Here is a 26,100-nt window from a genome sequence, read left to right on the forward strand (position 1 = left end):
AAAACGAGCCAATTGGCTCGTTTTTTTATTTATACGTTGGTTTAAGCGGTTTTACCGATAAAGCCTAGTTTCTTACCTACCCAAGCGAGCAGTAGCATCGCGACGATAATCGCGAAGAAGTTTGATCCTGCATCAGGGTGTTGTGCTTTCACAAAAGCCGAATGGCCAAATGCACCTACAAAGAAACAAGCTAAACCCACTAATGGAATATCTTCAGATACTGGATTAGTTAGGTATTCTTGGTAAAGCGCTTGTACAGCCAAAACTAAAGCAATCAATGGGAAAATAGAGAAGCCCACTTCGCTCATTGTTACCCAAGATAACAGTGCATCACCACACACACCTGCAACAACAGCAAGTACGAGTGTCTTTCTTTCAGAACCACGGTTTACAGTATTATTTTCATTCGACATTATTCAATCCCGCCTTTTAATCGGTTACGTTCACGTTCTTTACGATACCAAAAAGCACCTTTGGCCATCATTCGCAATTGCATGATCAAGCGATCAGCCAATTCATCTCGCTGACGTCGATCTAAATCTAATGCTTCTGCCCCTGAGTTGAAGACCAAAATGACGGAGGCTTCAGCTTGAGTAAAAGCTTCATCTCGTGTCATGCCAGTCGTTATCAAATATTCGGTTAACTCAGCAGAGAAGTGCTGTATCTCACGAGCTACCGCAGCACGAAACTCAAAAGAGGTTCCTGAGCGCTCTCGCAATAACAGTCTGAATACGTTTGGGCTGCTTTCAATGAACTCCATAAAGGTTTCAACCGAGGTACGAATCACACTGCCTTCTTTTACTATGCGTTGCCTAGCTTGACGCATTAGCTGACGCAACAGTAAGCCACCTTCATCAACCATGGTTAAGCCAAGCTCATCCATGTCTTTGAAATGACGATAAAAGGAAGTCGGCGCTATTCCAGCCTCACGAGCAACTTCTCTCAAGCTTAGGTTGGAAAAGCTACGATCGGCACTGAGCTGGCTAAATGCTGCGTCGATTAAGCTGCGACGAGTTTTTTCTTTTTGCTGCGCGCGAATGCCCATTGGTTTCATACTTTATCAAACTCTTCTTTTACAGCCTAAACAGGCATGCCTAATACTCTGTTCAATATAACGCGAATCACATATTTATATAAGGCACTCTGGTTATATAAGACACTAAACACACCTCTTTGTTCACGTACCGAAGTAAATACGTTCGAAGAAAAAATTTCAATATCCACACTGTCATTTGGAGACATACGACATACCAAATATTATTTTTTCGATAACACTGCGTGATCCCACCGACTCTCTGATGCCCTTTTCATGTACCCAAGAACAGAATCAGTTAAAATCTCGCTAAAGCAATGTTAATCAAATATAACAAGGAAGATATCTATGCCGCACTCCAACCACTTTGATGTAATCGTAATTGGTAGTGGCCCCGGAGGCGAAGGGGCAGCGATGGGATTAACCAAAGCCGGGTTGAACGTTGCAATCATTGAAAAAGAGAGCAGCGTTGGTGGTGGTTGCACCCACTGGGGAACGATTCCTTCAAAAGCGCTACGTCATGCAGTAAGCCGCATCATTGAATTCAATAGCAACCCGCTGTTTTGTCAGAATAATAAAAGCATTCACTCAACGTTCTCCAACATTCTGGGGCATGCTAAGTCAGTCATCGACAAACAGACTCGATTGCGTCAAGGCTTCTACGACCGTAACCAGTGCACATTAGTGTTTGGTACTGCGCGTTTTATCGATACTAACACTATCTCTGTCATGCAGAGCGATGGTACTGAAGAACATTACAGCGCAGACAAATTTGTTATCGCAACAGGTTCTCGCCCTTATCAGCCAGACAACGTCGACTTTCTGCATGAACGTATCTACGACAGCGACTCGATTCTTTCTCTTAAACACGACCCTCAACACATCATCATCTATGGTGCTGGCGTTATTGGTTGTGAATACGCTTCAATCTTCCGTGGTTTAGGCGTTAAAACCGATCTTATTAATACTCGCGATCGCCTGTTGTCATTCTTAGACAATGAAACCTCGGATGCTCTGTCTTATCACTTCTGGAACAGCGGCGTTGTTATTCGTAATGATGAAACCTTTGAGAAAATTGAAGGTACTGACGATGGCGTGATCATTCACTTAGAGTCTGGTAAGAAAATGCGTGCCGACTGTCTACTGTATGCCAATGGCCGAACGGGTAATACTGACAAGTTGAATCTTGGTGCCGTTGGCTTAGAAGCGGACTCTCGAGGACAAGTATCAGTCAACAGCAACTACCAAACCAGTGTTGAACATGTTTACGCTGTTGGTGATGTGATTGGTTATCCTAGCCTAGCAAGTGCTGCTTATGACCAAGGTCGATTCGTGGCTCAAGCCGTGGTGAAAGGTGAAGCAGAACGACACCTTATCGAAGACATCCCAACAGGTATCTATACTATTCCTGAGATCAGCTCTGTCGGAAAAACAGAACAAGAGCTTACCGCGGCTAAAGTACCTTATGAAGTGGGACGATCTTCATTCAAGCACTTAGCTCGTGCTCAAATCGCAGGTAAAGATATTGGTAGCTTGAAGATACTTTTCCATCGTGAAACTAAAGAGATTTTAGGTATCCACGTGTTTGGTGAGCGTGCTGCTGAGATCATCCACATCGGTCAGGCAATCATGGAACAGAAAGGCGAAGCAAATACCATCGAGTACTTTGTGAATACGACCTTCAACTATCCAACAATGGCCGAAGCTTATCGCGTCGCAGCGCTGAACGGACTTAACCGTTTGTTCTAAACAAAGAACCAATAGGACTATTTGACCACCTGTAGGCCAAATACATAAACAGCAAGCCATGAGCTTGCTGTTTTTATTTAAACTACTGAATTATATAGTCATGCTAGCAATTAGATCATGACGTTCCAAATGCCACTTTACCTGCACAGCTTCTCTTTTTCGCTCCCTGAACTAATCTATCTAAGCTATCTATCTATCTATCTAAGCTAAGCGAGAAACTCCCCTTTCTTCCACTGAGAGATAAATAGAACACCAAGACCAATGCCGCGCATTGCCATAAAGCTCAACATTGCTAGCCACAGCGCATGGTTCTCTAAACCTGATGCTAAGTAGAAAATCGCAAAGAAACTGCAGGTGGCCACAAACATACTGTTACGCATATCTTTGCCTTTGGTAGCGCCCACGAAAATACCGTCTAGCAAGAAGCACCACATAGAAACTAGCGGCATCGCAATCAGCCATGGCAGATATACCTCAGCCTGACTCTTAACCTCTGGAATTGTAGTAATCATATTAATCAAACTAGACCCAACAATCGCGAACGCTATGGTCAGTACCAAACAAATATTGAAGCTCCAGAAGAAAGTGCCAATCAAAGACTGATTTAACTCTTCTTTATCTCTCGCGCCAATCGCCTTTCCGACCATAGCTTCCATTGCATAAGCAAAGCCATCCATCCCATAAGAGATGATCATCAAGAAGCTCATCAATACCGCATTGGCCGCCACAACATCATCACCAAAACTTGCACCTTGGAAGGTCATAAAAGTGAAAGTCGCTTGCAGACACAGCGAGCGCAGAAAGATATCGCGATTCAGTTTTACGAAACGACTCAAACCTTGGCTGGTTTTCTTAAGCAGCTCCCATGGAGATGGCAGTTGCCTCTTCATCCAGATTCGATAAACACAAATTAAGCCAAACGTTAAACCCGCATAGTCCGCTATCACCGATGCCAATGCCGCACCTTCAACTTGCCAACCGAAGCCAATCACAAATACGATATCTAAAACAATATTGGTGATATTAGTAATGATCACCATCCACATAGGTGCTTTAGCATTTTGGGTTCCGAGCAACCAACCTAAAATTACAAAGTTAGTTAGCGCAGCAGGCGCACTCCAGGCACGGATAGAGAAGTACTGCAGGCCATAATGTTTGACTTGCTCGCTGGCACTGCTCAATGAGAAAACCGCATCCGCAACAAAGCTGTGTAAAAGCAAAAAGACACCAGCAAACCCTAAGGCCATAGTCACGCCTTGCACAAAGACTAAACCAAGCTGCTTACCATCATTCGCACCATAAGATTGCGCGGCCAATCCAGTCGTCGACATACGCAGGAAACCAAGCAACCAGAAGGTCACACTGATCATGGTGCCGCCTAAGGCCACACCACCTAAATACCAAGAATGCTCTAGGTGACCGATAACCGCAGCATCGACTAAACCCAGCAGTGGCACCGTAATATTAGAGAGAACCATCGGGATCGCGAGCAATAGCACTTTTTTGTGCATCGCCTGATTGGATAGCGTTTGAAAAATAGTTTGGGGATTAAATAACTTCACGATCACCTCTTTGATTAGAGGCGATAGTTTAACCTAGTGGGTGGGGTTTTACTTATCTTGGTACTTCTATTCAGCTACCTGCAAACAAAGTCGCTAGCACTACCACTTAACAAGCACTAACTGTGGCGTTAAGCGCTTTTTGACCTGAGAGATCTTACACAGTAATCGCTGCCACAATTTCCAACGATTGCATTGTTGATCAAGTGGAGAAAACGCTTTTACCCATTGCGCCCATGGCAGCCAATTAAGAACACTGTCTACTGGAGAAGATAAGCCATGTGCATATTTTCCTGAACCAAGCTTTTGCCCCAGAGCACTAGAGCTTTTGTCTCCAGCTAACACTAAACACGCGTGTGCATGAGTAAAGTAACGACTCAATGACTGAATAAAATATGCGGTTTGTTGTTCATTGCAATCAAGCAAAGCATGTTCGCACACCACCATCACCGAGGCTTGTTCTGGGATATTAAGCTCATCCAACCAAGTCAGATCATCAACCGAACCACATTCCAAACGATAGCGTTCATTTTTGTGGAACAAGCGTTGGCGCCAAACTAGATTTTCAGTTACATCCAATTCAACCCAATGACAGCGGCCATTATCTAAACGGTAGAAACGAGTATCGAGGCCTGCCCCAACATTGATAATCCAAGCATCTGGGTTATGAGATAGAAATTGTTGAACTTGAGAGTCACAAAGCTGAGTCAATGTTGCGTAGAGAAGTTGTTGTTGGTCGAGTTCACCAGTAAGACATTCTGGTGCTAATTGGCAGCGCTTGCAGGCTTGAGCTGCGATAGGGTCATAGACTAAGCCGTCATCGGCAAGGCTTTCGCGGCTACGAAACCAAAGATGTTGAACGAGATCCGTCGGAACTTGGAATTCCTGATGTGCAGACCCTCGATCAAAAGGAGCCTTTTGAACAGAAGAGCGCGGCTTAGGAATAAGCGGCTTCATTTGAGGTTTGGTTGGATTTGGCATCATCATCTTCCTTGTATCTCGACAAAGAAGATGATAATGAATATCAATTACAATAACAAGTTATTGAGAATAAATATCAATAAGCTGTTTGTACTGATTACATCCAGTCAGTGTTCCGGATAATACCAACCGCAAGCCCTTCAATAGACAAGTGTTGAGATTCCAGATCGACATGGATTGGAGAAAACTCTTCATTTTCAGCGTGTAACAGCACCGTTGAACCTTTACGTTCTAGGCGTTTTACCGTTACATCATCATCGACACGAGCCACGACAACCTGACCATCGCGGACATCTTGTGTTTTATGAACAGCTAATAGATCACCGTCCATAATGCCGATGTCTTTCATACTTTCGCCATTTACACGGAGTAAGAAGTCAGCTTGTGGTTTAAACATGCCTGGATCAACTTGATAATGCATTTCTACATGCTCTTGAGCCAAAATAGGCTCACCAGCGGCAACCTGACCGATTAGTGGTAAACCTTGCTCTTCATTCGCTGCATCTTCAAGCAAAATACGAATACCACGAGACGCACCCGGGATAATCTCAATCGCTTCTTTACGAGCAAGAGCTTTTAAATGTTCTTCTGCAGCATTAGCAGAACGGAAGCCAAGTTCGCGCGCGATTTCTGCACGTGTCGGTGGCATACCGAAATCTTCGATCTTACTTTTGATAAGGTCAAAAACTTGTTGCTGGCGGGGCGTTAACGGCTTCATGATTCACCTGTCTTTTTATACAGTTGACTGTGAGTATATCCAGTAACTGAACAAAAGCAAAGCAATTGGTTGTTTTTAGTTCATTTTTAGCGAATTACAAAAACAAGATATCTAGCCACACGTAACCCGCTAATACTAAACAGATAAAAACTGCAGCTGAGCCAACATCTTTCGCCATCCCAGAAAGCTCATGATGTTCACTACCGATTCGGTCAACGACCGCTTCAATCGCGGTATTGATCAACTCGACAACCATCACCAACACGACTGCTGAAATCATCAAGATTCTCTCAACTTGGCTTACATCTAAGTAAAACGCCAACGGAATAAGCACTGCGGCCATGAAGACTTCTTGTCGAAATGCCGCCTCATTTTTAAACGAGCTCGTGATGCCTTGCCATGAAAAGCCCGCCGCTTTCACTATACGTTTGAATCCGGTGTTTGATTTTTTGGTCATTTTTAACCCTATACTCAATCAGTCGATGAATGATTTTCCACAAACTTAACGGCAATATGACTATTTCCATTAAAAGGTTAGACCAGTTTCTGGTATTCTTGCATCGATTAAATTTACGCCTAGGCTTATCCCTATTTCACTCACAGGATTTATCCTTTTCATCATAGAAATAGAGATACGCTTGAGCACATTGAAATAACTATTGAGGCAGTGAACCTATATGTCTTCTGGACAATCTTTTTCACGTTCATTAATGAAGCTACCTTTATCCGTATTGGTAAAGGGCACATCAATTCCTTCAAACCCTGTTGAGGATTTGAACATTGATTTGAGCAAACCGATTGTATACGCCTTACCGTTTCGCTCAAGTGTAGACATTCTTACATTGCAAAAACATGCACTTGAATTAGGGTTACCTGATCCGTTGAGCAAGCTTGAAATCAATGGCAAATCACTGCAACGCTACGTTTTTATCTCTTCTCGCAAAACTCTACTGCAAGACGATGATTATGTACCAAGCTCATCAATTGAAGTCTTCTCTGAGCTGCTTTCACTGCATGCTGAAGACTCTGATCTCGACGTTCAAGTTATCCCTGCCACTGTATTGTGGGGTCGTAAGCCAGGTAAAGAGAATAACCAGAAACCTTACCTACAAGCAATGAACGGCTTAGAGAAATCAAAAGCGGTATTACTGGCAGGTCGTGACTGCTTGGTTCGCTTTAGTCCTGTGGTTTCTCTGCGTTACATGGCTAACTCACACGGCACCGACAACACCATCGCACACAAACTGGCGCGGGTGGCACGTATTCACTTTTCTCGCCAAAAATTGGCGGCATCAGGTCCTAACCTGCCAAGTCGCCAAGCTCTGTTTGACCGCCTACTAAAATCTGAAGCGATCAAGAAAGCGATTGAAGATGAAGCACAAGCAAAGAACATCTCGATCGAGAAAGCGAGCAAAGAAGCTCAAGACATCATGGACGAGATTGCTGCGAACTTCTCTTACTCGCTAATCAAACGCGGTGAGAAGATTCTTGGTTGGTTGTGGAATAAGTTGTATCAAGGCCTGCATATCAGCAACGCTTCAACCGTTCGTAAGCTGGCTCAAGATGGTCACGAGATTGTTTATGTGCCTTGTCATCGTAGTCACATGGATTACTTACTGCTTTCTTACGTGCTTTACCACGAGGGCATGGTGCCGCCGCATATCGCTGCAGGTATCAATCTGAACTTCTTCCCTGCCGGTCCTATTTTCCGTCATGGTGGTGCATTCTTTATTCGTCGTAGCTTCAAAGGCAACAAGCTGTACTCGACTATTTTCCGTGAATATCTGGCAGAATTGTTCGCCAAAGGTTACTCGGTCGAGTATTTCAGTGAAGGTGGTCGCTCTCGTACGGGTCGTCTACTGCAAGCGAAAACGGGCATGCTAGCAATGACCATTCAGGCGATGCTGCGTGGTATGAACCGCCCTGTGACTTTGGTTCCTGTATACATCGGCTACGAGCACGTAATGGAAGTGGCGACCTACGCAAAAGAACTTCGTGGTAAGCGCAAAGAAAAAGAAAATGCGAGCCTAGTGATTCGTACGCTCCGTAAACTGCGCAATTTTGGTAAAGGCTACGTGAACTTTGGTGAGCCGATTCAGCTTAACCAATATCTGAACGAGCACGCTCCAGAGTGGACTAAAGATATCGATCCAATGGGAACCAGCAAGCCACAATGGATGAATCCAGTGGTCAATGACTTGGCAACCAAAATGATGACACACATCAACGATGCGGCAGCGACCAACGCACTAACACTTTGTGCAACGGCGTTACTGGCTTCAAGACAGCGTGCATTGTCTCGTGATTCTTTGGTTTCTCAGATCAACTGTTACCTGTCTCTGCTTAAGAACGTACCTTACTCTGATACATTTACGGTACCAAAAGACAGTGCTGAAGATCTGGTAAAACACGCTGAATCGCTAAACAAGTTCCTAATTGAATCAGACTCAATGGGCGACATCATTTCGCTAGACCGCCACCAGTCAATTCTGATGACCTACTACCGTAATAACATCATTCATTTGTTTGCTCTACCATCATTAATTGCTCAGATGACCATTCGTCAGCACGGCCTAACCATTGACACGATTCAAGAGAACGTTGCTGCTATCTACCCGTTCTTGAAGAAAGAGTTGTTCTTAAGCTACGACGAAGATCAGCTTGAAAGCGTGGTGGCGAACATCATTGAAGAGCTTGTTGGCCAAGGTATGCTTGTGGTGTCGGACAACCAAGTCACCATCAACCAGTCAAACAGCCAAGCACTGATGCTGCTAGGCCGTACGATTTCAGAAACGCTACAGCGCTACTCTATTGCTCTGAACCTATTGGCAGAGAACCCTGATTTGGATAAATCTGATCTTGAGCAGAAGAGCCAAGACATCGCACAACGACTGGGACGTCTACAAGGCATTAATGCACCAGAGTTCTTCGATAAAGGTGTGTTTGCGTCGATGTTCGCAACTTTGAAACAGCAGCAATATTTGGATAACGATGGTAACTGCGATTTAGAAAAGACTCAGCAATTCGCTAAGCTTCTTTACTCAATGCTTTACCCAGAGGTCCGTCTGACGATTCAAGAGAGTATCCACCAAGCAGAGTAATCGCTTGGTTAGCAATTGCTTTAATCACTAGACTGAACACGATCAAAAAAGGCACCCATTGGGTGCCTTTTTATTGAGCGTTAGTTTTGCAAAAAACTCGTGCTTACCAGAAGGTGATGAATAAGCCTGCTGTCACTGCCATTCCAACATAATTGTTGTTTAGGAAAGCTTGGAAACATAAATCTCGATCACGGTGGCGCATCAGATGTTGTTGATACACAAACAAGCCCCCCGCAACCAGCAGTGCCCAATAAAAGGTATCTCCTAATTGGTAATGCATGCCTAACGCTATTAACATCGCCAGTGTCACTAGCTGTAGGAAGCCAACGATAAGCTTGTCGAAACGACCAAATAGAATAGCCGTCGATTTGATGCCAATTTTTAAGTCATCATCTCGGTCAACCATTGCATATTGCGTGTCGTAGGCAATCGTCCACAGCGCATTGATAATGAAAATAAACCAGACCACATTAGGTAGCTCATTAGTTTGCGCCGCCCAAGCCATTGGGATAGCCCAACTAAACGCTAAGCCGAGGAACAACTGTGGAAGGTGCGTAAAACGCTTCATAAAAGGATAAATGAAGGCTAAGCCAACACCGATAACAGAAAGCTTAATCGTCAGCGGATTCATGGTTAGCACCAGTAAGAATGAAACCATGGCTAGCACTAAAAAGAGCAGAATAGCTTCCTTACTGGAAACCAAACCTGAAGGTAATGGGCGCTGCTTGGTTCGTTTTACATGACCATCCACTTTACGGTCAGCAAAATCATTGATCACACAGCCAGCTGAACGCATCAATACCACGCCGAGTACGAAAACAACCAAGACATCAAAATCAGGCATGCCTTTCGCGGCGATAATCAGCGACCATAAGGTCGGCCAAAGGAGTAACAGGGTACCAATCGGGCGATTCATTCGCGTTAATTGCCAATACGCCTTCGCTTTGGTGGCAAGCATTTACACACTCTCCTTAGAGTAAATGGGTGATGTTGGCAAAAACAGTTCTGCCACAAGCATCGGTTTATGGTTCATCCATAATCGAGAACGACGCGCGAGCAGTCGCTCATCGCCTGCGATAACCCAACCGACTTGCAGCGCATCTCGCTCCACGTTCTCAGCGCTGAACACGGTTAAACCAAGTGGGACATTACCTTGTTGAGAAAGGTCAGAGTGCTGATGATCTTCTAATGTGACTCGAGGAATCAATGTTCGCCCTAACACCCACGGCTCATCATCACCCTTCAAAATTACTTTACGCAGTAAGCAATCAAACGATGATAAAAGAAGTTCCTCGTCCTGTTGTAGCATTGAGCGTTCTACAACTTGATTATGAAGCAACTCAACAGACAGGTGCTGACAGCTCTTGCCCAACTTGCGGGAAAGAGAACCTTGCTCCAAAAGCCACTCTCTGGTGGTTTTATTAGGAAAATCAAATGTTTCTGTGCTTTGCCAATCTACATTCATTAACGAATTAAGATACAGCGATATTGGCTGATTCATACTAGTATTCAATAGGTGACTTTACACGTACAATAAAGCTTCAACTTTCGAACAAAATTAAAGCGTTCTTCGAATTGTAAACGTATTTAGATTTAGACCGCTCATTGTAACAAGACTAATGCGTTTCGAATATCGCGAATAAACTAAAGAAAAGTCACAAATATGCACAAACGTTATGTAGCCCAAATATTTCTTGCGATTACCCTACTCTTTTCAGCATCAAGTTTCGCTGAAGAGGAATCGGCACCCAAACTAGCCTACTTCACGCTAGAGCCTGACCTGACCACCAATTTTTACACTAAAGGTAAAAAACTGGGCTACATTCAGGTTCGCCTCGATATTATGGTTGCGAATAGTAACGACTTGGCAGCCATTGAGCACCACCAACCACTGATTCGTGATGCTGTGATTGAATTGCTCGGTAAACAAAACGAAGAAACCATTAAGTCTCTATCTGGTCGTGAAGATTTAAGAAAAACCTTAGTTGAACATCTCAACAAGGTATTGCTTCCTGAAACAGGCAAAACCCTCATTGCTGACCTACTGTTTACCAAATACCTTTATCAGTAATAATGATGTAAAAACGAATCCAAATAAGAAAGCGGCTCATCAGGCCGCTTTTTTGTCTCTATTATTTAGCTACTGCCAAAAAGCATCTACTCGCTTCGTGCTGAACTCGGTGCTTTCATAGCATCAATCCAACCAATAATGACCCCAGCGGCTAGGCCAGCCAAATGAGCGGTGTTTGCAATGGCCATGAACGGTTGCATGTACCCAAGCACTAACCAGACCAACATAAAGCCGACGATCTGTCTTGGAATACCTAAACCAAGCTGAGGGGCTTTTGCACCCACCACCCATAGATAGCCAACCAAGGCATACACAACACCAGACAAACCACCGAAATTCGCCCCTTCAACCCAGTACTGCCCAGCACCTGAAAGCGCAGAAGAGACAGCAAAGATCTGAAGTAGCTTGAGGCTACCTAGTTTTTTCTCAATGTCCCCACCTAACTGCCACCACCACAAAATATTAAATGCGATATGCATAACAGAGAAGTGCAGAACAGCATGGCTTAACCAACGCCACAATTGCCATTGTTGTCCGTCAACCGCAGGGAAATGTAGGGCGTTGAAAATAGCTTGACCAAAACCGACTTGCTGCAGTGCAAAAATTACCACACACACCAACATCAGGCTGAGTGTCACGGGGCCCGCTTTGGCTTTTGACATGCCCATAAAACTTGGCGTGTGATAATGAAAGTTGCTCTTTCTGGTCTCTGCCATGTCCCAAGATGCTGCTTGATAGCGCTTATGATTGGGTTCCGACAGGAAACGATTGAGCTCGGCCTCGGTTTCAACCTGATATTGACCATCAAGAAGCCAAAGAGCAAAACGCCCTTCTCCCTCAGGTGACATCTGAATAGGGATCTGACGAGAGGCCATATAATCAATAAACGCTTGAGCAAGACGTGGATTGTCTAACACCATCAATCTAATCATTGTTACTTCCTATTCATGCTATGAGAGATGCTTGAAGCGGTTCAAGTGATAAAGGCTATTAACCCGCGATCACTGGAAGTTCAGCACGATGCCAAGCTTCAAATCCACCATCAACACTATATACCTCTTCAAAGCCTTGGTTCACTAAATATTGTGCCGCACCTTGGCTACTAATACCGTGATAACACATCACTAAGATTGGCTGTTCGAACTCAACCTCATCCATGAACGACACCATCGTATCGTTAGTAAGATGGTAAGCGGTTTTTGAGTGAGCTACCGCAAAAGACTGCGGGTCACGTATATCGACAAGTCGAGCTTCGCCTTGTTCAATAAGGGCTTGAGCACCTTTAACATCGATATGTTTAAACTGGTCCATGACTTTCTCTTTTATACTGATTTACTTTGCTGCCATTGTAACCTATCCCAAGGCTAACAATCACATCCACTTAATAAGGTTATCCACCAGCGATCACTTTTACACCATTTGTGGATAAACCTGTGAATTGCGTGAATAAAGTGCTTTTTTAAAAATAGATCCACAACATGTAGTAATGATCCTGATCTAGCTGTGGGTTAACTGAAACATATCCCCACTCGAAAAACCCCTTCAAAGCCTTACTACACCCTGCTTTTAGACAGCTGACGAATAAACTTCTCACAGAGTTATCCACAAAATCACTTTGCAAATTTCGATCGCAAAAATTGAGAAATCGATCCAAAACAAAAAGGCCGAGATCTCTCGATCTCGGCCTTTTCAAAATTCAGCGATTTGCTAGCTCTACTATTAGATAGAAGCTAGATGCGATTAGAAATCGCCAACGGCTTGTTTCAATTTCTTCATCGCATTCTTTTCTAACTGGCGAACACGCTCTGCAGAAATGCTGTAGGTATCCGCTAAGTCTTGCAGTGTCGACTTGTTATCATCCAACCAACGTGAGCGCACAATGTGCTGGCTGCGTTCGTCTAAGCTCTTCAATGCGAGTCCTAAACGATTATTGGTATGAGATTCCCAGTTCGCCGCTTCAACCGTTTCTGCAACGTCTGATGCTTTGTCTTCTAGGTAGTAAACTGGAGCCGTGTAAGCAGAACCACCGTCATCGTCATCCATCGGGGCTTCAAACGTAGCATCTTGTGCCGCTAAGCGTGATTCCATCTCACGAACTTCTGAAGGCTCAACACCCAACTCACGTGCAACCGTCTCAACTTCGCCGTTATTGAACCAACCTAAACGCTTTTTAGACTTACGAAGGTTAAAGAACAATTTACGTTGTGCTTTCGTTGTTGCGATCTTAACGATACGCCAGTTACGCAAAACGTACTCATGAATCTCAGCTTTGATCCAGTGAACAGCAAAAGAGACTAGACGAACACCAACTTCTGGATTGAAGCGCTTAACAGCCTTCATCAAGCCGATGTTACCTTCTTGGACGAGATCAGCCATTGGTAGCCCGTAGCCAGAGTAGCCTCTTGCAACGTGCACCACGAATCTTAGGTGGGAAAGGATCAAGCCTTTCGCAGCGTCGATCTCACCTTTGTAATGTAATCGCTCTGCAAGTCCACGTTCCTCTTCAGGAGTCAGCATAGGGTAGCTGTTCGCTGAGCGGATATAGCTATCTAAACTATCTTGTGTGACTAAAGCCATTTGATACGCTTGGTTTGCCATTCGGTTCCTCATCAATCTCTGATCTGGAGTAATACATCTATTAAAACCCGACAATCTTGAACCTAAAATGAACAGGTTTCAAGGAGGGGGAAGTAATTATGCATAATCAATTCGTCTATACAAGGCAAAAACTGGTTAAGAACTGCCTATTTTTCGTATAAATATGACTCTATTCACCTAAACTGGTTCAATTTCTTTTAGGTGACGCTGTGCAGAAAGCTTCGCAGCCACACTACCAAGCAGGGTTCCGACGATCAAAAGTAATAAAGACTCATCCCAACTCAGGCCAATTAAGCGGAAATGGCTATCATAAAGCTGAGCCAAATCATCCACTGCACTGTTGAGCAATACGGTAATCAATGCCGTCATAACCCAAGCACTAATCGAACCTAAAACGCCAAACCACATCCCAGCATAAAGGTATGGTCGAAGAATGTAGCTGTCGGTGGCACCAATCAGCTTCATGGTTTGAATCTCGTCTTTATGCGCCAACACATTAAAGCGTAATGTATTGCCAATAATCAAAAATACCGCGCCCAACATCAATACCGTTAGGGTAATAACGATGACCGCTGCTAATGCTTTGATCGCATCTAATCGAGCTAACCAATCTTCGTCTAAACGAACATCGGTCACTAGCTCTTGTTTTTTAACGTTGCTTGCTAATTCTTTGATTAAGACATCACTGTGCACGCTTGGCGTAATCACCAACACACCTGGCAATGAATAGTCATCTAGGATAGTCAGGGCATCTTCAAAACCAGAATACTGGCTTAGATCCGCAAGCCCTTGTTGCGGTGAAATGTATTCCACCAGCTCGACTTGATCCCAACTTTCAATTTCATCCTTAAGCACCATTACTCTCGGCTCAGGAATACCATCCTCTACATAAGCACTTATTTGTGACGGGCTGGTGACATCTTGAGCCACTTCACCAACGTTCTTACCCAGTAGGTACAAACAAGCTGGCATCGCCAAAGCCATTGAGATCACCGCAAGGGTCAACAAGTTGCCCAACGGACGTTGCCACATTTGCGAGAACGATGACTTAGCTTGTTTCCAATGAACAACAAAGAAGCCGTCGCTTGAAGCCCGGTTTGCTGCTCGATTGGATTGAGGTTTTTTAATGCGCTTATTCGCGGCCATAGTCTTCAACCTCACTCAAAAAGCCTTGGTTTAACTCAAGATGACGGTACTGAGGGCGAGTGTTCACTAACCCGATATCGTGCGTCGCTAGGATGATCGTGACACCTGCGCGGTTGAACTCTTCAAACAAACGTAATACACGGTTAGATAATTCAGGATCGAGGTTGCCGGTCGGCTCATCCGCTAAAAGCAGAGTTGGACGGTTAACCACAGCGCGAGCGATACCCACGCGTTGCTGCTCACCACCAGAAAGCTGGCTTGGCAAACAACGGGCTTTGTCTAGTAAGCCGGTTTTATCCAACGCAGCACTGACTCGGCGTTTTATTTCATTTTCAGAAATAGATTCAATACGCATAGGCAGTGCGACGTTATCAAAAATCGAGCGATCCATCAGTAGGCGATGGTCTTGAAAGACAATCCCGATGTTACGACGTAAGAAGGGAATGTCTTTAGCTGGAATACGAGTGATATCGTGATCGTTAAACCAAACACGTCCGTCAGTTGGACGCTCGATGGCGCAGATCAACTTCAGCAAGGTACTTTTACCAGCGCCAGAGTGCCCACCCAAAAAAGCCATCTCTCCACGTTTAAGGTGAAAGTCCACTTTTTGGAGCGCTTGTCGTCCGCCTCGGTAGGCTTTGCTCACTTGCTGAAATTTGATCACCGAAAATTCCTCTTACGATCACTCATATCAAATTTAAAACGGTAGCAGGTTAAGGATAAACCACTTTGCTACTCGCGTTACTCTTCGCGGCTAAATAGTGCTTCAATAAAGTCTTTAGACTCAAATGGACGCAGGTCATCAATGCCTTCACCCACACCAATGTAGCGGATTGGAATCTGGAACTGATCAGCAATTGAGAAAATCACGCCGCCTTTCGCCGTACCATCTAGCTTAGTGAGCGTAATACCCGTTACTGGTGCCACGTCACTGAACAGCTTCGCTTGGCTGATAGCATTCTGACCGGTACCTGCATCTAGCGTTAACATGATTTCGTGCGGTGCAGAGTCATCAATCTTCTTCATTACACGAACAATCTTACGCAGCTCTTCCATCAAGTTGCTCTTGTTCTGCAAACGACCTGCAGTATCAGCAATCACAACATCAACACCACGCGCTTTCGCCGCTTCAATGGCATCGTAGATAACAGACGCGCTATCGGCACCTGTGTGCTGAGCGATCACAGGAACATTATTACGTTGGCCCCAAACCTGAAGTTGTTCAACTGCTGCCGCACGGAAGGTATCACCCGCCGCCAACATCACTTTCTTGCCTTCACTTTGGAATTGTTTAGCCAGCTTACCGATGGTGGTTGTCTTACCGACACCGTTCACGCCAACCATTAAAATAACGTAAGGTGTTTTAGTCGTATCAACAACCAATGGCTGTTCCACTTGGCTTAAGATATCTGCCATCTCTTCTTTGAGCAGACCATATAGAGCTTCACCGTCTTTTAGGTCATTGCGAGATGCTTTTTCTGTCAGATTTTCAATGATCTTAACGGTGGTGTTCATACCCACGTCTGCAATCAGAAGTTGCTCTTCTAGTTCTTCAAACAGATCCTCATCGATTTGTTTACCCTTGAACAAGCCAAAGAAGCCAGCACCGATGTTTGCTTTAGTACGGCTAAGGCTACGCTTAAGGCGCGCAAAGAAGCTTTCTGTCGGCTTATCTTGAACTTCTTCAACCTGAGCTTGAGGAACAGCAACTTCTTCCTGTTCTGCTTCTGCTTCTGCTTCTGCTTCTGCTTCTGCTACGACAGGCTGCTGCTCTTGCTGAATCTCTTCAAGCGCTTGCTCTGAATCAACTGGCTTAGATTCAACTGGCGTAGTTACCTCTAGTTCAGACTCGGCTTGTTCAACCTCGACTTGTGATTCAACTTCAGTTTGATCTTCAACGTTTTCTACGTTCGCTTCATTCTGAGTTTTTGGGCTTTGTTCTTCGTCACCAAAACCAAGCCACGATAATAATCCGCGCTTCTTTTTTTCCGTCATCAGAGGAGTTTCCTAGATCTACTAATTAGCTGTATTGACTTAATACACGTCGACTCTTTGCTATTGTTATACAATACAAGCTTGTACAAACGAATAGTAAAGAAAAATGACAAAGCAGTGATAAGTTTGCTTTTAGCTTGATACACTTTGTCATTGCAAATTTATTTAATACTCGAACCCACTTAAATTGGGCTCGGTATAGTATCACTTTATTAGCGGTCAAAAAATCTATGGTAAGACGTCGCCAGCAAAACACATCACAAAAAAAGCCATCCGGAGGCTTTGTTCGAATTATTAGTGGCTCATGGAGAGGTAGAAAGCTGCCTGTTCATGATTTAGAAGGATTACGCCCAACCATTGACCGAGTAAAAGAGACACTCTTTAACTGGGTGGCTCAAGATATCCCACATTCAACTTGCTTGGATGTATTTGCCGGTTCTGGCGGTCTAGGTTTTGAAGCAGCTTCTCGCCAAGCAAAAATGGTGACACTGCTCGAAATGAATCAAAAGGCAGCCAAACAGCTTTCTGATAACGCGAAAGAGCTCAAAGCAGACAACATCAGTGTCGTGAATACTGATGCTATCTCTTTCCTTAAGAAGCCAGGTACTCCTTACGATATGGTTTTCCTAGATCCACCATTTCGTAAAGGCTTACTTGCAGAAACTGTACAACTGCTTGAGAGCAATGGCTGGTTGGCAGACAACGCCATCATTTACGTAGAGACAGAAAAAGAGCTGCAGCTTGAGGCTATGCCAGAAAACTGGGAATTACATCGCGATAAGACCACTGGCCAGTCTAGCTACCGACTGTTTAATCGAACCACTGAAGAATAGGAGTTATTGAATGAAGTTCTTACTTCCACTAGCAAAAGTAGCCATCGCCTTTGTTTGGTTTATCTTAATCGTAAATATTTTCTACCCATTCCCAGGTAATGCTGCGATTGCGCTTTATATCATGACAGCATTCTTGTTCTTCATGCACGGCCTGCAGATGCTGATTTTCATCGGTGCTTTTGGCGATAAGATCGAAATGTCACGTTGGGAGAAGTGGTCAATATTGATTTTCGGAGTCTTTGCTCTCCTCGATATCAGACGCAAACACATGATGTAATAAAACTTAAGCTCAGATACAAAAACGCCGCTCATTTGAGCGGCGTTTTTTTTATTCAGCAATGATACTGATGTTAGCCCATGTAGCCTTTTACACCATCTAGGAACATTTGCGTCGACAACATAACCAACAACAAGCCCATCAAGCGTTCGATGGCTTTAAGGCCTCGCTCACCCAGCACTCGCAGGAAGAAACCATTAAACATCAGAATAAAGAAGGTCGCGCCCCAAGCCAGCATCACTGCGCCTGAAAGCTCTAACATGTTGTCAGGGTGCTGTGTCGACAACAGAATCAATGCAGCAATCACCGACGGGCCTGCAATCATAGGGATCGCCATCGGCACGATAAACGGTTCTTCACCCGCCGCTAGGCCGGTAATACTGCCCGCACTTGGGAAAATCATCTTAATCGCGATGATGAACAGAATAATACCGCCAGAAATGCTCAAGGTTTCAGGCTGCACGTGCAGGAAGTTCATGATGCTTTGACCGGCAAACAAGAACAACAGCAGGATAATCAGCGCAAACATCAGTTCACGAACAAGAACAATACGGCGACGCTTCGGATCAATATGCTTAAGGATAGAGAGCACGATTGGTAGATTGCCAAGCGGATCCATAATAAGAAACAGCATGGTCGCTGCAGATAAAATTTCCATAAGTTTGTCTCGAAAAGCGTAAGTGCGCGGAGTATAGCAGCCTCAACATTGATTTTCGAACGCAGTAATAAAAGGATTAACTTACGTAATTAGAAGGGAATTTTGCGAGAGCAGATAGAAAGCTAGAAGAGATAATTTAAAGAGTGGAGCCGAAAACATCGCATCCACTCATCTTATATAAAAGTCAAAAGGCTCAAAAAACCAGTTGTTACTCGAGATTAGTGGTTACACACACGTTCGCGATTGGTGCAAAGTTTGTCATCAACAACCACGACCTTTTCCATCTTCAGAAAAAATTTCAGCAGGCCATCCAAATCCAGACCATTTAGCTTACACGTATGGAAGCGAGTTTCTGCACCATATGTTTGAGCGAGCTCTTGCGTCAACTCTTCACGAGTCAGGGGCTTTTCACTCAGTAGGTTTAAAACGTTGTGTGCATGAATTTCGGTAGTCATAACTCTATCTCATGTTTAATGAAGTAGACGTAGAGTACCTACTTTCATCTTAGCTGCCTTGATGTAGCTCAGAATTAAGCTAGCTCTACCCTAAATGGTAAGGGAAGCAACAATGAGAGCGTGCGCGAGAAAGTAACTGCCCGTCACCCAAAAGTAGGCACCTTTGATTGGGCTACGATAGAAATTTAGCGCATACGCCAGTGCCGAAAGTAGTAACACGCTACAGCCAGCAAAACCAACCGCATGTGACAATTGAGGATCAAGCAACCAGAGCTCACCAGAAGCCCATGCAAGCTGAATAAGCACTATACCCATGATGACCACAGGAAAGACGAGTTTGTCTAAGCGAGGCAGAAGTAAGAAGAAAGCAACGACACAAGCCGCTAATAGGAGCGCGAACAACCACCAGACCATTTCTCCTGATAGCTGTAACCAAAATGCTTTGCTGTAACAGAGCTGAGCCAATAAGAAGCACACAAAATGCAAAGGACGCTTTTGAGTAACCGTATGAAGGACATCTGCGATTGCAGAGATCGCCAACCCAGCGACTATCCAATAGGTAAAGTCAGAAACGACAGATTGAGTTAAAGCAATGGTCGCCAATAATACAAAGGTAAATACCTTATACGACAAGGCCTGACCGATATGTCCATGTTTCGTTCCTGCTATTGCTCCGATACCAGATAAGGAAACCGCCAACCAACTCCACATACCATTTGCCCCATTGCTTTAAATCGTCGCCAGTCTAGGCACACGAGTGTTGATGTAAAGCCTCAGCCCCTCAAAATTGGATCTTGATTACGCTTCCACTAAAAAGAGCCTCTTTAGATTGAAGTCGTAACAATTACTATGATGACTATGGCTATTCTTTTAAAACTAGAGCGATTCATCGACAAACTTATTTAAATTGGCATTAGAGCGTCCAGACTTGAATTTTAGTCACTTCTAACCTATAGACTCCTTATAAAACCCCCATATATCATCAAATACCACACTTGAAAATTTAAAAAACACCGCACTTAAGGTCAATTATAACAATAACTTAAACAAACAAACCCAGAATTAATAGGGGAATGAAAACACCACATCACTCTAGACTTACAAAGTAAGTGGCTTGCTTTCTTAAAACCCAACTTTGTCAGGTTTTTTCAAGTCCTCTGTAAAAATTCCTACAAAAATCAATCCGAAAAATTTAAAACGGAACAAAATCAAAGCCAGAAACCACCAACCCCTATTAATACAGTTTAACAACCTTTAACAATATAAATTACACAAAATGACCATTACAAAACAACAACTTAAATCAAAAATGGATAAACATGAAGCACAACGTATAAAATAAGAACACACCAAAAGACACAGTTAAACACACCCAAACAAGCCAAAAACCAATAGTTTTCTACTACTTTTAAAGCTTTCGAAAGTAATTCTTGATCTAAACCTATAAGTAGTGCTATTCTTTAAAACATAGCGAGAGACAACCAAATTTAGGAGTAGTGTTATGATTTCATCTTCGCAAAGACAAGGACTTGTAATGATCGCGGTAGTTGTAGGTCTAATGACACTACCGATGATGTACTAAGCAAGTTACAAATAAAAAAAGGGACGCCATGAGCGTCCCTTTTTTGTTCAATTTTTTCACTTCGAAAACAGATGCAGTGTTAGCACATCCCAGTTCGCATAATAGAAACCCGCGGCTGCTAAAGTCATTGCCATCATCAGTAAGATCGCAACTCGCCAGATAAAACGACCACTACGTGGAGTCAGCTCCTTCTCACAGTCGTTACACATCATGATGAACTTATGTTGGTCTTCCAACTTAGCCTCATGTTCATTGACTACCTTATTACGACACGTTGCGATATAACGCAGCTTGCTCACCATATCGTGCGGTAGCCTTTCTTCACAGCTTGTTACAAGCTCATGCAATCCTTCGCCTTCGGCATGATATTGAAGCCTCAATAACTTCTCTATATTGCGAGTTCTTGTCACCACTTTTTCAATATCGGTCATCTTGGCCCTCCCACTCCACACTATAATTCTAGTCGAGCATTCCCTTATTTTTATACAAATTTACTGATATTTACGTGAGAAAGAGACAATAAATAACAATGCTTTATCCCAAACAAGCCACTAAATGTGATGTCTGCCGAAAAATAATCAGCTTGGCTTACAACAGTTCACGAATAACAGCTTTAAACACATATCCCTATTGCTTGAAAGACTAGAATAACCATCACGACTACATGGAGGTTATATGCCTAATTCACTCTTTTTTGCCATCTTTGCACTTGCTGGTCTAGCGGCTTGGGTATTTATTGGTTTCTATCGAAAACACTCGCAAGGTGAAAATGCGCCAGAAAAGAAAGTGAATGTCACGGTATTAGACAAACAATCCATCGACCTTCCTGATGCAGAACCAGGCCAAGAAGATCAAGAGTACTGGATTTACGTTCAACGTGGTGTCGTTGGTCCAAAACGAGAATTCCAAGTCGGCATCCACTACTTCCACGCCCTTAACCCTGGCGACAAAGGAACCTTAACCTACCAAGGCGATAAGTTCTTACACTTTGCGTTGAAGCGCTAACCCTAGCCGCCTCAACTGTCTCTTCTAAGCAACCCATCAAAAAGCCTTAGCCCCTACCGCTAAGGCAATAACCAACGCGTTCTCTCTGACTTTGAGACCAAACAGCTCATCCATAACGCGCCAGCTCCGCTGATCACAATCCATAATGGAATAACCCAAGCAGGGTGTCCTTGGTACCAACCGAACTCTTTCATTGGCCACAAGAAAATCGGGTGCAGCAGATAAATACCTAAGCTGTGTTTACTGATAAAACCAACCACTTGATTGCTCTTCTCAGACAAGCCTTCACCATAATAACGACATACCATGAACACCATGCTCGCTGCTAATACGGTATTCAACGTTTTGTAAGATAGCCAGCGCCCTACCGTGTACTCTTCTGCCACCAAGCTTGCATCAACCACCATGTAAACCGTGGTTAGTAACGCTAGCCCACCCAGTAACACACTCACGCCAACTGTCATCTTGTTAAGTGGCACAATCTTATACAGCAAGTAACCCAATGGTAAGTAACCGGTGTACAACCACAATTCGTGACTCCAAGGGCCATCGATTTTCAATAAGAACAATAACGTAGTGAACAACCATACCGCCGTAAAGGCATAGACAGATCTATCACCGTACTTTCTGACCATGATCTGTAAAAAAGGAATCACAAAGTAGAGTGGGATGAAGTAATAAAAGAAGCCAAGGTGATAGTAGGTATAGTGATGATAGCTATTGAGTAGCACATCCCAACTGACGGCAGCATCGAAGCCCATGACCGACCAACCCGATAGGTAGGTATAGAAAAGCGACCAGACAATGAAAGGGATCAGCACCTTACCCAGACGACGCTTGAGGTAGTACTTGGCGTCAAACGGGCGCTGATCACTCAGCATCAGAGCACCAGTAATCAAGATGAACACCGGCACCGCCCAACGACTGAAACCGTTCACCGTAATGGCGGTCAGCCACTCACCGAAAGGAATGGTGCCTAATTCATTCCGATAAGGCGCCAAAACATGAATCGCGATAACTGCTATGGCCGCGACACATCGTGCTAAATCAAAAAAGAGAATTCGCTGCTTCATGTAAATGCCTGATTAATATTCAATCATTCTACTATAGCAATAAAAAAGCTGACCGGAATAAATACCAAGTCAGCTTAGTGTTAAAGGAGAGGCTTATCGCGAATTTGGCTCGTGTGAATTTAGTACGTGAGGCTGAAGCTTATGCTGCTGAGATTTGCGGCACTTTAGGTAAACGCAGAGAGATCACCGTCGTTATCGCTAAGAACGCAAAAGATACCCACAGACACGCAGACAAACCGGCCATTTGGAATACCAAGCCCGACAATATCGTGCCAATCAAGCGACCCATCGCGTTTGCCATGTAATAGAAACCGACATCAAGAGAAACGCCATCGCCTTTCGCATAACTCACAATCAAATATGAGTGCAGCGATGAGTTCACCGCAAAGATGGCACCAAACACCATCAAGCCACCGATAATAACGAACTCGGGTTGCCAGCCAATTTGCACCGCATAGGCAATACAGGCAGTCACGATAGCCAACGCACCCGCCCATAATAGCGCTGCATGTCCATCAGGCACCTTGCCTTGGTCTTTACCGGTAATCTTCGGCGCTATGCCCTGTACAAAGCCATAAGCAATTGTCCAAGCTGCTAAGAAACCACCCACCCATGAGTGATCCCAACCAAACACACTGCCGAGGTAAATCGGCAAAGCAATCACAAACCACACATCACGAGCACCAAACAGGAACATACGCGCAGCCGACAAGATATTGATGGATTCAGACTTAGAGAAGATTTGTTTAAACTTAGGTTTGGTTTTCGCTTTGCCCATGTCCGCTTCTAAGCTCACCAAACTGCCAATGAACACCAATGTCAGCACAACAGCCATCGCTAGCACTGCGTATTGGAAACCAATCGTCGAAAGCAGTAAGCCACCGATAAAGAACCCAGCACCTTTCAGTGCATTCTTAGATCCGGTCAGAATTGCAATCCACTTATAAAGTGCACCTTGTTGCTCATCCGGAACCAAGGTTTTGATTGAGCTCTTGGCACTCATCTTATTGAGGTCTTTAGCAATACCAGACAACGCCTGCGCCGCCATGACCCAAGGAATAGTCAACATTGCGCTTGGCACCGCGAGCATACCCAAGGCGACGACTTGTATCCCTAACCCGATGTTCATGGTCTTATTGAGCCCAAGACGCGCCCCTAACCAGCCACCGATTAGGTTGGTCACCACACCAAAGAATTCATAGAAAAGGAACAGTGAGGCGATTTCTAGTGAACTGTAGCCAAGGTCGTAAAAATACAGAACCACCAGCATACGAAGTGCACCATCAGTAATGGTGAAGTTCCAGTAGTTGAAAGTCACCAACATGTATTGGCGAACGCTCTTACTTAGATTTGAAAACATAACGCTATCTCTGCAATCTAAACAAAAAGAGCTTTTAGAACATAGGTATCCAAAAGCTCTAATTCTTACTTTCCACTTAACTTATACTCAAAATAATTGGAGTTGCAGCTAGGCAACAAGCAAGTTCAGCCCTATGAGCATAGGTGTTCTATGTGATTAGGGCGGCCGGCGCTCCGGTGAACTTGCACAGTTAACAACGCTGCAGGTTCAAGTATGAAGAGCTACGCAGAAGCTACGCCGTTGATATACTCAACCTGAATGGGCTTAGTAAATGCACCCGGACGCAGTGCCTGTACCTCTTGAATAATCTTGCTCATGTCCCAGTTCTTTTCTAGCAATAAGTGTGCAGCTAGTAAGCCCGTGCGGCCAGAACCGCCCATGCAATGCATCGCAACCTTGCCGCCGTTATCAACCACTTGATGCAACGCAGGGCTAGCCGCTTGCCATTTCGCAGTAAAATCAGCGCCTGGCGCGCAGTCGTCTTCAATCTCTATCTGGAACCATTGCATGCCTAGTGCTTGCGCTTTCTCGCCAAGTGTCGCCACGTCTTTGCTTGCAAGCTCATGATCATCAAGTGCTGTCACGATAGCTTCAACGCCTTGTGCTTTCAGTTGCGTTAACGATGCATCTAGGTCAGTGTCTTTAGTACCTGGGCACGGAGTAAGCACTAACGCACCAGTTTCTAGATCTAGTTGCCATGTTGGGTGTACTTGAGAATTCGTCATCGTCATCAATCTCTTAAAATTCTTTTGTATATAGACCGATACTCAAAATAATTGGAGTTGCAGCTAGGCAACCAGTAAGTTCAGCCCTATGAGCATAGGGGTTCTATGTGATTAGGGTGAACTTACGCAGTTAACAACGCTTGCAGCTTCAAGTATGAAGAGTATTAAGCTAGGCCAACTGTACGTACTAGCTCTGCCGTACGTGTCGCGTAACCCATCTCGTTGTCGTACCAAGCGTAGATCTTAACCATGCGCTTACCTACCAACATCGTTGATAGTGCATCCACGATGGTTGAGCGTTGATCGCCTTTGTAATCGATAGAAACCAGTGGACGCTCTTCAAAGCCAAGGATACCTTTCAGTTCATTCTCAGACGCTTCTTTCAGCATCGCGTTAACTTCTTCTGCTGTGGTGTCTTGCTTCACTTCGAAGATGATGTCGGTCAGAGAAGCATTCGCTAGTGGTACACGAACTGCGTGGCCGTTGATGCGGTTTTCAAGCTCTGGGAAGATCTCAACAATCGCTTTAGCACTGCCCGTTGTTGTCGGAATAAGGCTCATGCCACATGCACGAGCACGACGTAAATCTTTATGGGGCGCATCAAGAATAGTTTGCGTATTGGTTAGATCGTGAATAGTGGTGAAAGCTGCATTTTCGATCCCCAGCTTCTCGTTGATCACTTTAACTACTGGCGCGAGACAGTTGGTTGTACAAGATGCTGCAGTTACGATTTTATGTAAAGCTGGGTCGAAGATATTGTCGTTCACACCGACAACGATGTTTGCAATGCCTTCTTCTTTCACTGGCGCCGATACCACAACGCGCTTCACACCTTGCTCAAGGTATTTATTTAGGAAAGATGCCTTACGGTGAACACCGGTCGCTTCAAGGACAACATCGCAACCAGACCAATCGATCGCATCGATGTCGCGCTCTTGCGTAGTTCTAATGCGTTGACCGTTGATGATCATCTCATCGCCTTCAACCGCGACTTCGTGGTTCCAGCGACCTTGAACCGAATCGAACTCAAGAAGGTGAGCCAATGTCGCGGTGTCGCCAGCCACATCGTTAATCTGTACGAACTCGATTTCCGCCCAATCAAACGCTGCGCGAAGTGCTAAACGGCCGATACGACCAAAACCATTGATACCTACTTTGACTGTCATTTTCTATTCTCTCAG

At 44.4% G+C, this 26,100-nt stretch carries 28 protein-coding genes; 6 read left to right on the top strand and 22 right to left on the bottom strand.

Annotated features, from left to right (window positions below; all coding sequences use genetic code 11):
* Positions 1-41: 41 nt before the first annotated feature.
* Both AC3CID_RS15040 and fabR read right to left on the bottom strand, forming a co-directional pair.
* Complete coding sequence (locus AC3CID_RS15040; RefSeq protein WP_004736696.1) at positions 42-413, bottom strand: YijD family membrane protein; 372 nt, start codon at positions 411-413, stop codon at positions 42-44.
* The gene (fabR, locus tag AC3CID_RS15045) at positions 413-1,054 is read right to left on the bottom strand and encodes an HTH-type transcriptional repressor FabR (RefSeq protein ID WP_004736697.1); all 642 of its coding nucleotides are present in this window, start codon (positions 1,052-1,054) and stop codon (positions 413-415) included. The genes AC3CID_RS15040 and fabR overlap by 1 nt, the downstream gene beginning before the upstream one ends.
* Before the next feature lie 327 nt (positions 1,055-1,381).
* On the opposite strand from fabR, the gene sthA reads away from it, so the two are divergent.
* Positions 1,382-2,782, top strand: coding sequence for a Si-specific NAD(P)(+) transhydrogenase (gene sthA, locus AC3CID_RS15050; protein WP_004736699.1), 1,401 nt, complete (start codon positions 1,382-1,384; stop codon positions 2,780-2,782).
* Positions 2,783-2,988: 206 nt separating this feature from the next.
* Here the strand turns inward: sthA and dinF are convergent, their stop codons facing one another.
* The 4 genes from dinF to AC3CID_RS15070 all read right to left on the bottom strand — a co-directional run bounded on the left by dinF (position 2,989) and on the right by AC3CID_RS15070 (position 6,497).
* Positions 2,989-4,344, bottom strand: a complete 1,356-nt coding sequence (gene dinF, locus AC3CID_RS15055) for an MATE family efflux transporter DinF (protein ID WP_488526718.1) — start codon at positions 4,342-4,344, stop codon at positions 2,989-2,991.
* Between the two features lie 99 nt (positions 4,345-4,443).
* The gene (locus tag AC3CID_RS15060; protein WP_237291230.1) at positions 4,444-5,322 is read right to left on the bottom strand and encodes a class I SAM-dependent methyltransferase; all 879 of its coding nucleotides are present in this window, start codon (positions 5,320-5,322) and stop codon (positions 4,444-4,446) included.
* 97 nt (positions 5,323-5,419) lie between these two features.
* On the bottom strand, positions 5,420-6,040 hold the full coding sequence (gene lexA, locus AC3CID_RS15065; RefSeq protein ID WP_004736702.1) for a transcriptional repressor LexA: 621 nt from the start codon (positions 6,038-6,040) through the stop codon (positions 5,420-5,422).
* Positions 6,041-6,134: 94 nt separating this feature from the next.
* Positions 6,135-6,497 (bottom strand): diacylglycerol kinase, encoded by a 363-nt coding sequence (locus AC3CID_RS15070; RefSeq protein ID WP_054542654.1) that lies wholly within the window; start codon positions 6,495-6,497, stop codon positions 6,135-6,137.
* 220 nt (positions 6,498-6,717) lie between these two features.
* On the opposite strand from AC3CID_RS15070, the gene plsB reads away from it, so the two are divergent.
* Positions 6,718-9,141 carry a glycerol-3-phosphate 1-O-acyltransferase PlsB gene (gene plsB, locus AC3CID_RS15075; protein ID WP_004736704.1) on the top strand — a complete coding sequence of 808 codons (2,424 nt, stop codon included), beginning with the start codon at positions 6,718-6,720 and terminating at the stop codon, positions 9,139-9,141.
* A 103-nt stretch (positions 9,142-9,244) separates the two neighbouring features.
* Here plsB and ubiA read toward each other — a convergent pair whose 3' ends face one another.
* Positions 9,245-10,099 (bottom strand): 4-hydroxybenzoate octaprenyltransferase, encoded by an 855-nt coding sequence (gene ubiA / locus AC3CID_RS15080; RefSeq protein ID WP_488526719.1) that lies wholly within the window; start codon positions 10,097-10,099, stop codon positions 9,245-9,247.
* A complete protein-coding gene (locus tag AC3CID_RS15085) occupies positions 10,100-10,642 on the bottom strand; it encodes a chorismate lyase (RefSeq protein WP_181257485.1) in 543 nt (180 codons plus the stop codon). It lies immediately after the preceding gene.
* A gap of 162 nt (positions 10,643-10,804) precedes the next feature.
* Between AC3CID_RS15085 and AC3CID_RS15090 the strand changes: the two genes are divergently transcribed.
* Positions 10,805-11,212, top strand: coding sequence for a flagellar basal body-associated protein FliL (locus AC3CID_RS15090; RefSeq protein ID WP_004736708.1), 408 nt, complete (start codon positions 10,805-10,807; stop codon positions 11,210-11,212).
* 86 nt (positions 11,213-11,298) lie between these two features.
* On the opposite strand, the gene glpG is transcribed toward AC3CID_RS15090, so the two are convergent.
* The 6 genes from glpG to ftsY form a co-directional block, all read right to left on the bottom strand.
* The gene (gene glpG, locus AC3CID_RS15095) at positions 11,299-12,144 is read right to left on the bottom strand and encodes a rhomboid family intramembrane serine protease GlpG (protein ID WP_488526720.1); all 846 of its coding nucleotides are present in this window, start codon (positions 12,142-12,144) and stop codon (positions 11,299-11,301) included.
* Between the two features lie 58 nt (positions 12,145-12,202).
* Complete coding sequence (glpE, locus tag AC3CID_RS15100; RefSeq protein ID WP_004736711.1) at positions 12,203-12,523, bottom strand: thiosulfate sulfurtransferase GlpE; 321 nt, start codon at positions 12,521-12,523, stop codon at positions 12,203-12,205.
* Between the two features lie 429 nt (positions 12,524-12,952).
* Positions 12,953-13,810 (bottom strand): RNA polymerase sigma factor RpoH, encoded by an 858-nt coding sequence (rpoH, locus tag AC3CID_RS15105; protein WP_026012297.1) that lies wholly within the window; start codon positions 13,808-13,810, stop codon positions 12,953-12,955.
* A gap of 177 nt (positions 13,811-13,987) precedes the next feature.
* Entirely contained in the window at positions 13,988-14,956 is a 969-nt protein-coding gene (ftsX, locus tag AC3CID_RS15110; RefSeq protein WP_004736584.1) for a permease-like cell division protein FtsX, read from the bottom strand.
* Positions 14,943-15,620 (bottom strand): cell division ATP-binding protein FtsE, encoded by a 678-nt coding sequence (gene ftsE / locus AC3CID_RS15115; protein ID WP_004736585.1) that lies wholly within the window; start codon positions 15,618-15,620, stop codon positions 14,943-14,945. Before ftsE ends, ftsX begins: the two co-directional genes overlap by 14 nt.
* 77 nt (positions 15,621-15,697) lie before the next feature.
* Complete coding sequence (gene ftsY, locus AC3CID_RS15120; RefSeq protein WP_428784617.1) at positions 15,698-16,951, bottom strand: signal recognition particle-docking protein FtsY; 1,254 nt, start codon at positions 16,949-16,951, stop codon at positions 15,698-15,700.
* A gap of 230 nt (positions 16,952-17,181) precedes the next feature.
* Here ftsY and rsmD point away from each other — a divergent pair, with 230 nt between their 5' ends.
* Together rsmD and AC3CID_RS15130 are read left to right on the top strand one after the other, a co-directional pair.
* Positions 17,182-17,784, top strand: a complete 603-nt coding sequence (gene rsmD / locus AC3CID_RS15125) for a 16S rRNA (guanine(966)-N(2))-methyltransferase RsmD (protein ID WP_016796095.1) — start codon at positions 17,182-17,184, stop codon at positions 17,782-17,784.
* 10 nt (positions 17,785-17,794) lie between these two features.
* Positions 17,795-18,061 (top strand): DUF1145 domain-containing protein, encoded by a 267-nt coding sequence (locus tag AC3CID_RS15130; protein WP_004736590.1) that lies wholly within the window; start codon positions 17,795-17,797, stop codon positions 18,059-18,061.
* 73 nt (positions 18,062-18,134) lie between these two features.
* On the opposite strand, the gene AC3CID_RS15135 is transcribed toward AC3CID_RS15130, so the two are convergent.
* The 4 genes from AC3CID_RS15135 to AC3CID_RS15150 all read right to left on the bottom strand — a co-directional run bounded on the left by AC3CID_RS15135 (position 18,135) and on the right by AC3CID_RS15150 (position 21,187).
* A complete protein-coding gene (locus AC3CID_RS15135) occupies positions 18,135-18,719 on the bottom strand; it encodes a YhgN family NAAT transporter (RefSeq protein WP_009848232.1) in 585 nt (194 codons plus the stop codon).
* Positions 18,720-18,937: 218 nt separating this feature from the next.
* Positions 18,938-19,174, bottom strand: a complete 237-nt coding sequence (locus AC3CID_RS15140; protein ID WP_017084862.1) for a YecH family metal-binding protein — start codon at positions 19,172-19,174, stop codon at positions 18,938-18,940.
* Between the two features lie 90 nt (positions 19,175-19,264).
* Complete coding sequence (locus AC3CID_RS15145; RefSeq protein WP_029405933.1) at positions 19,265-19,885, bottom strand: lysoplasmalogenase; 621 nt, start codon at positions 19,883-19,885, stop codon at positions 19,265-19,267.
* A gap of 927 nt (positions 19,886-20,812) precedes the next feature.
* Complete coding sequence (locus tag AC3CID_RS15150; protein WP_004736595.1) at positions 20,813-21,187, bottom strand: hypothetical protein; 375 nt, start codon at positions 21,185-21,187, stop codon at positions 20,813-20,815.
* Between the two features lie 244 nt (positions 21,188-21,431).
* Here AC3CID_RS15150 and AC3CID_RS15155 point away from each other — a divergent pair, with 244 nt between their 5' ends.
* On the top strand, positions 21,432-21,761 hold the full coding sequence (locus tag AC3CID_RS15155) for a DUF2500 domain-containing protein (protein WP_004736596.1): 330 nt from the start codon (positions 21,432-21,434) through the stop codon (positions 21,759-21,761).
* Positions 21,762-21,820: 59 nt separating this feature from the next.
* On the opposite strand, the gene AC3CID_RS15160 is transcribed toward AC3CID_RS15155, so the two are convergent.
* The 4 genes from AC3CID_RS15160 to AC3CID_RS15175 form a co-directional block, all read right to left on the bottom strand.
* Positions 21,821-22,834 carry an acyltransferase gene (locus tag AC3CID_RS15160; RefSeq protein WP_054548345.1) on the bottom strand — a complete coding sequence of 338 codons (1,014 nt, stop codon included), beginning with the start codon at positions 22,832-22,834 and terminating at the stop codon, positions 21,821-21,823.
* A gap of 139 nt (positions 22,835-22,973) precedes the next feature.
* Positions 22,974-24,194, bottom strand: a complete 1,221-nt coding sequence (gene arsJ / locus AC3CID_RS15165; RefSeq protein WP_488526721.1) for an organoarsenical effux MFS transporter ArsJ — start codon at positions 24,192-24,194, stop codon at positions 22,974-22,976.
* Positions 24,195-24,415: 221 nt separating this feature from the next.
* Entirely contained in the window at positions 24,416-24,925 is a 510-nt protein-coding gene (locus tag AC3CID_RS15170; protein WP_488526722.1) for a cyclin-dependent kinase inhibitor 3 family protein, read from the bottom strand.
* 158 nt (positions 24,926-25,083) lie between these two features.
* Complete coding sequence (locus tag AC3CID_RS15175; RefSeq protein WP_488526723.1) at positions 25,084-26,085, bottom strand: ArsJ-associated glyceraldehyde-3-phosphate dehydrogenase; 1,002 nt, start codon at positions 26,083-26,085, stop codon at positions 25,084-25,086.
* Positions 26,086-26,100: the final 15 nt, after the last annotated feature.

Source organism: Vibrio sp. QJM3NY_21, from assembly GCF_057785975.1.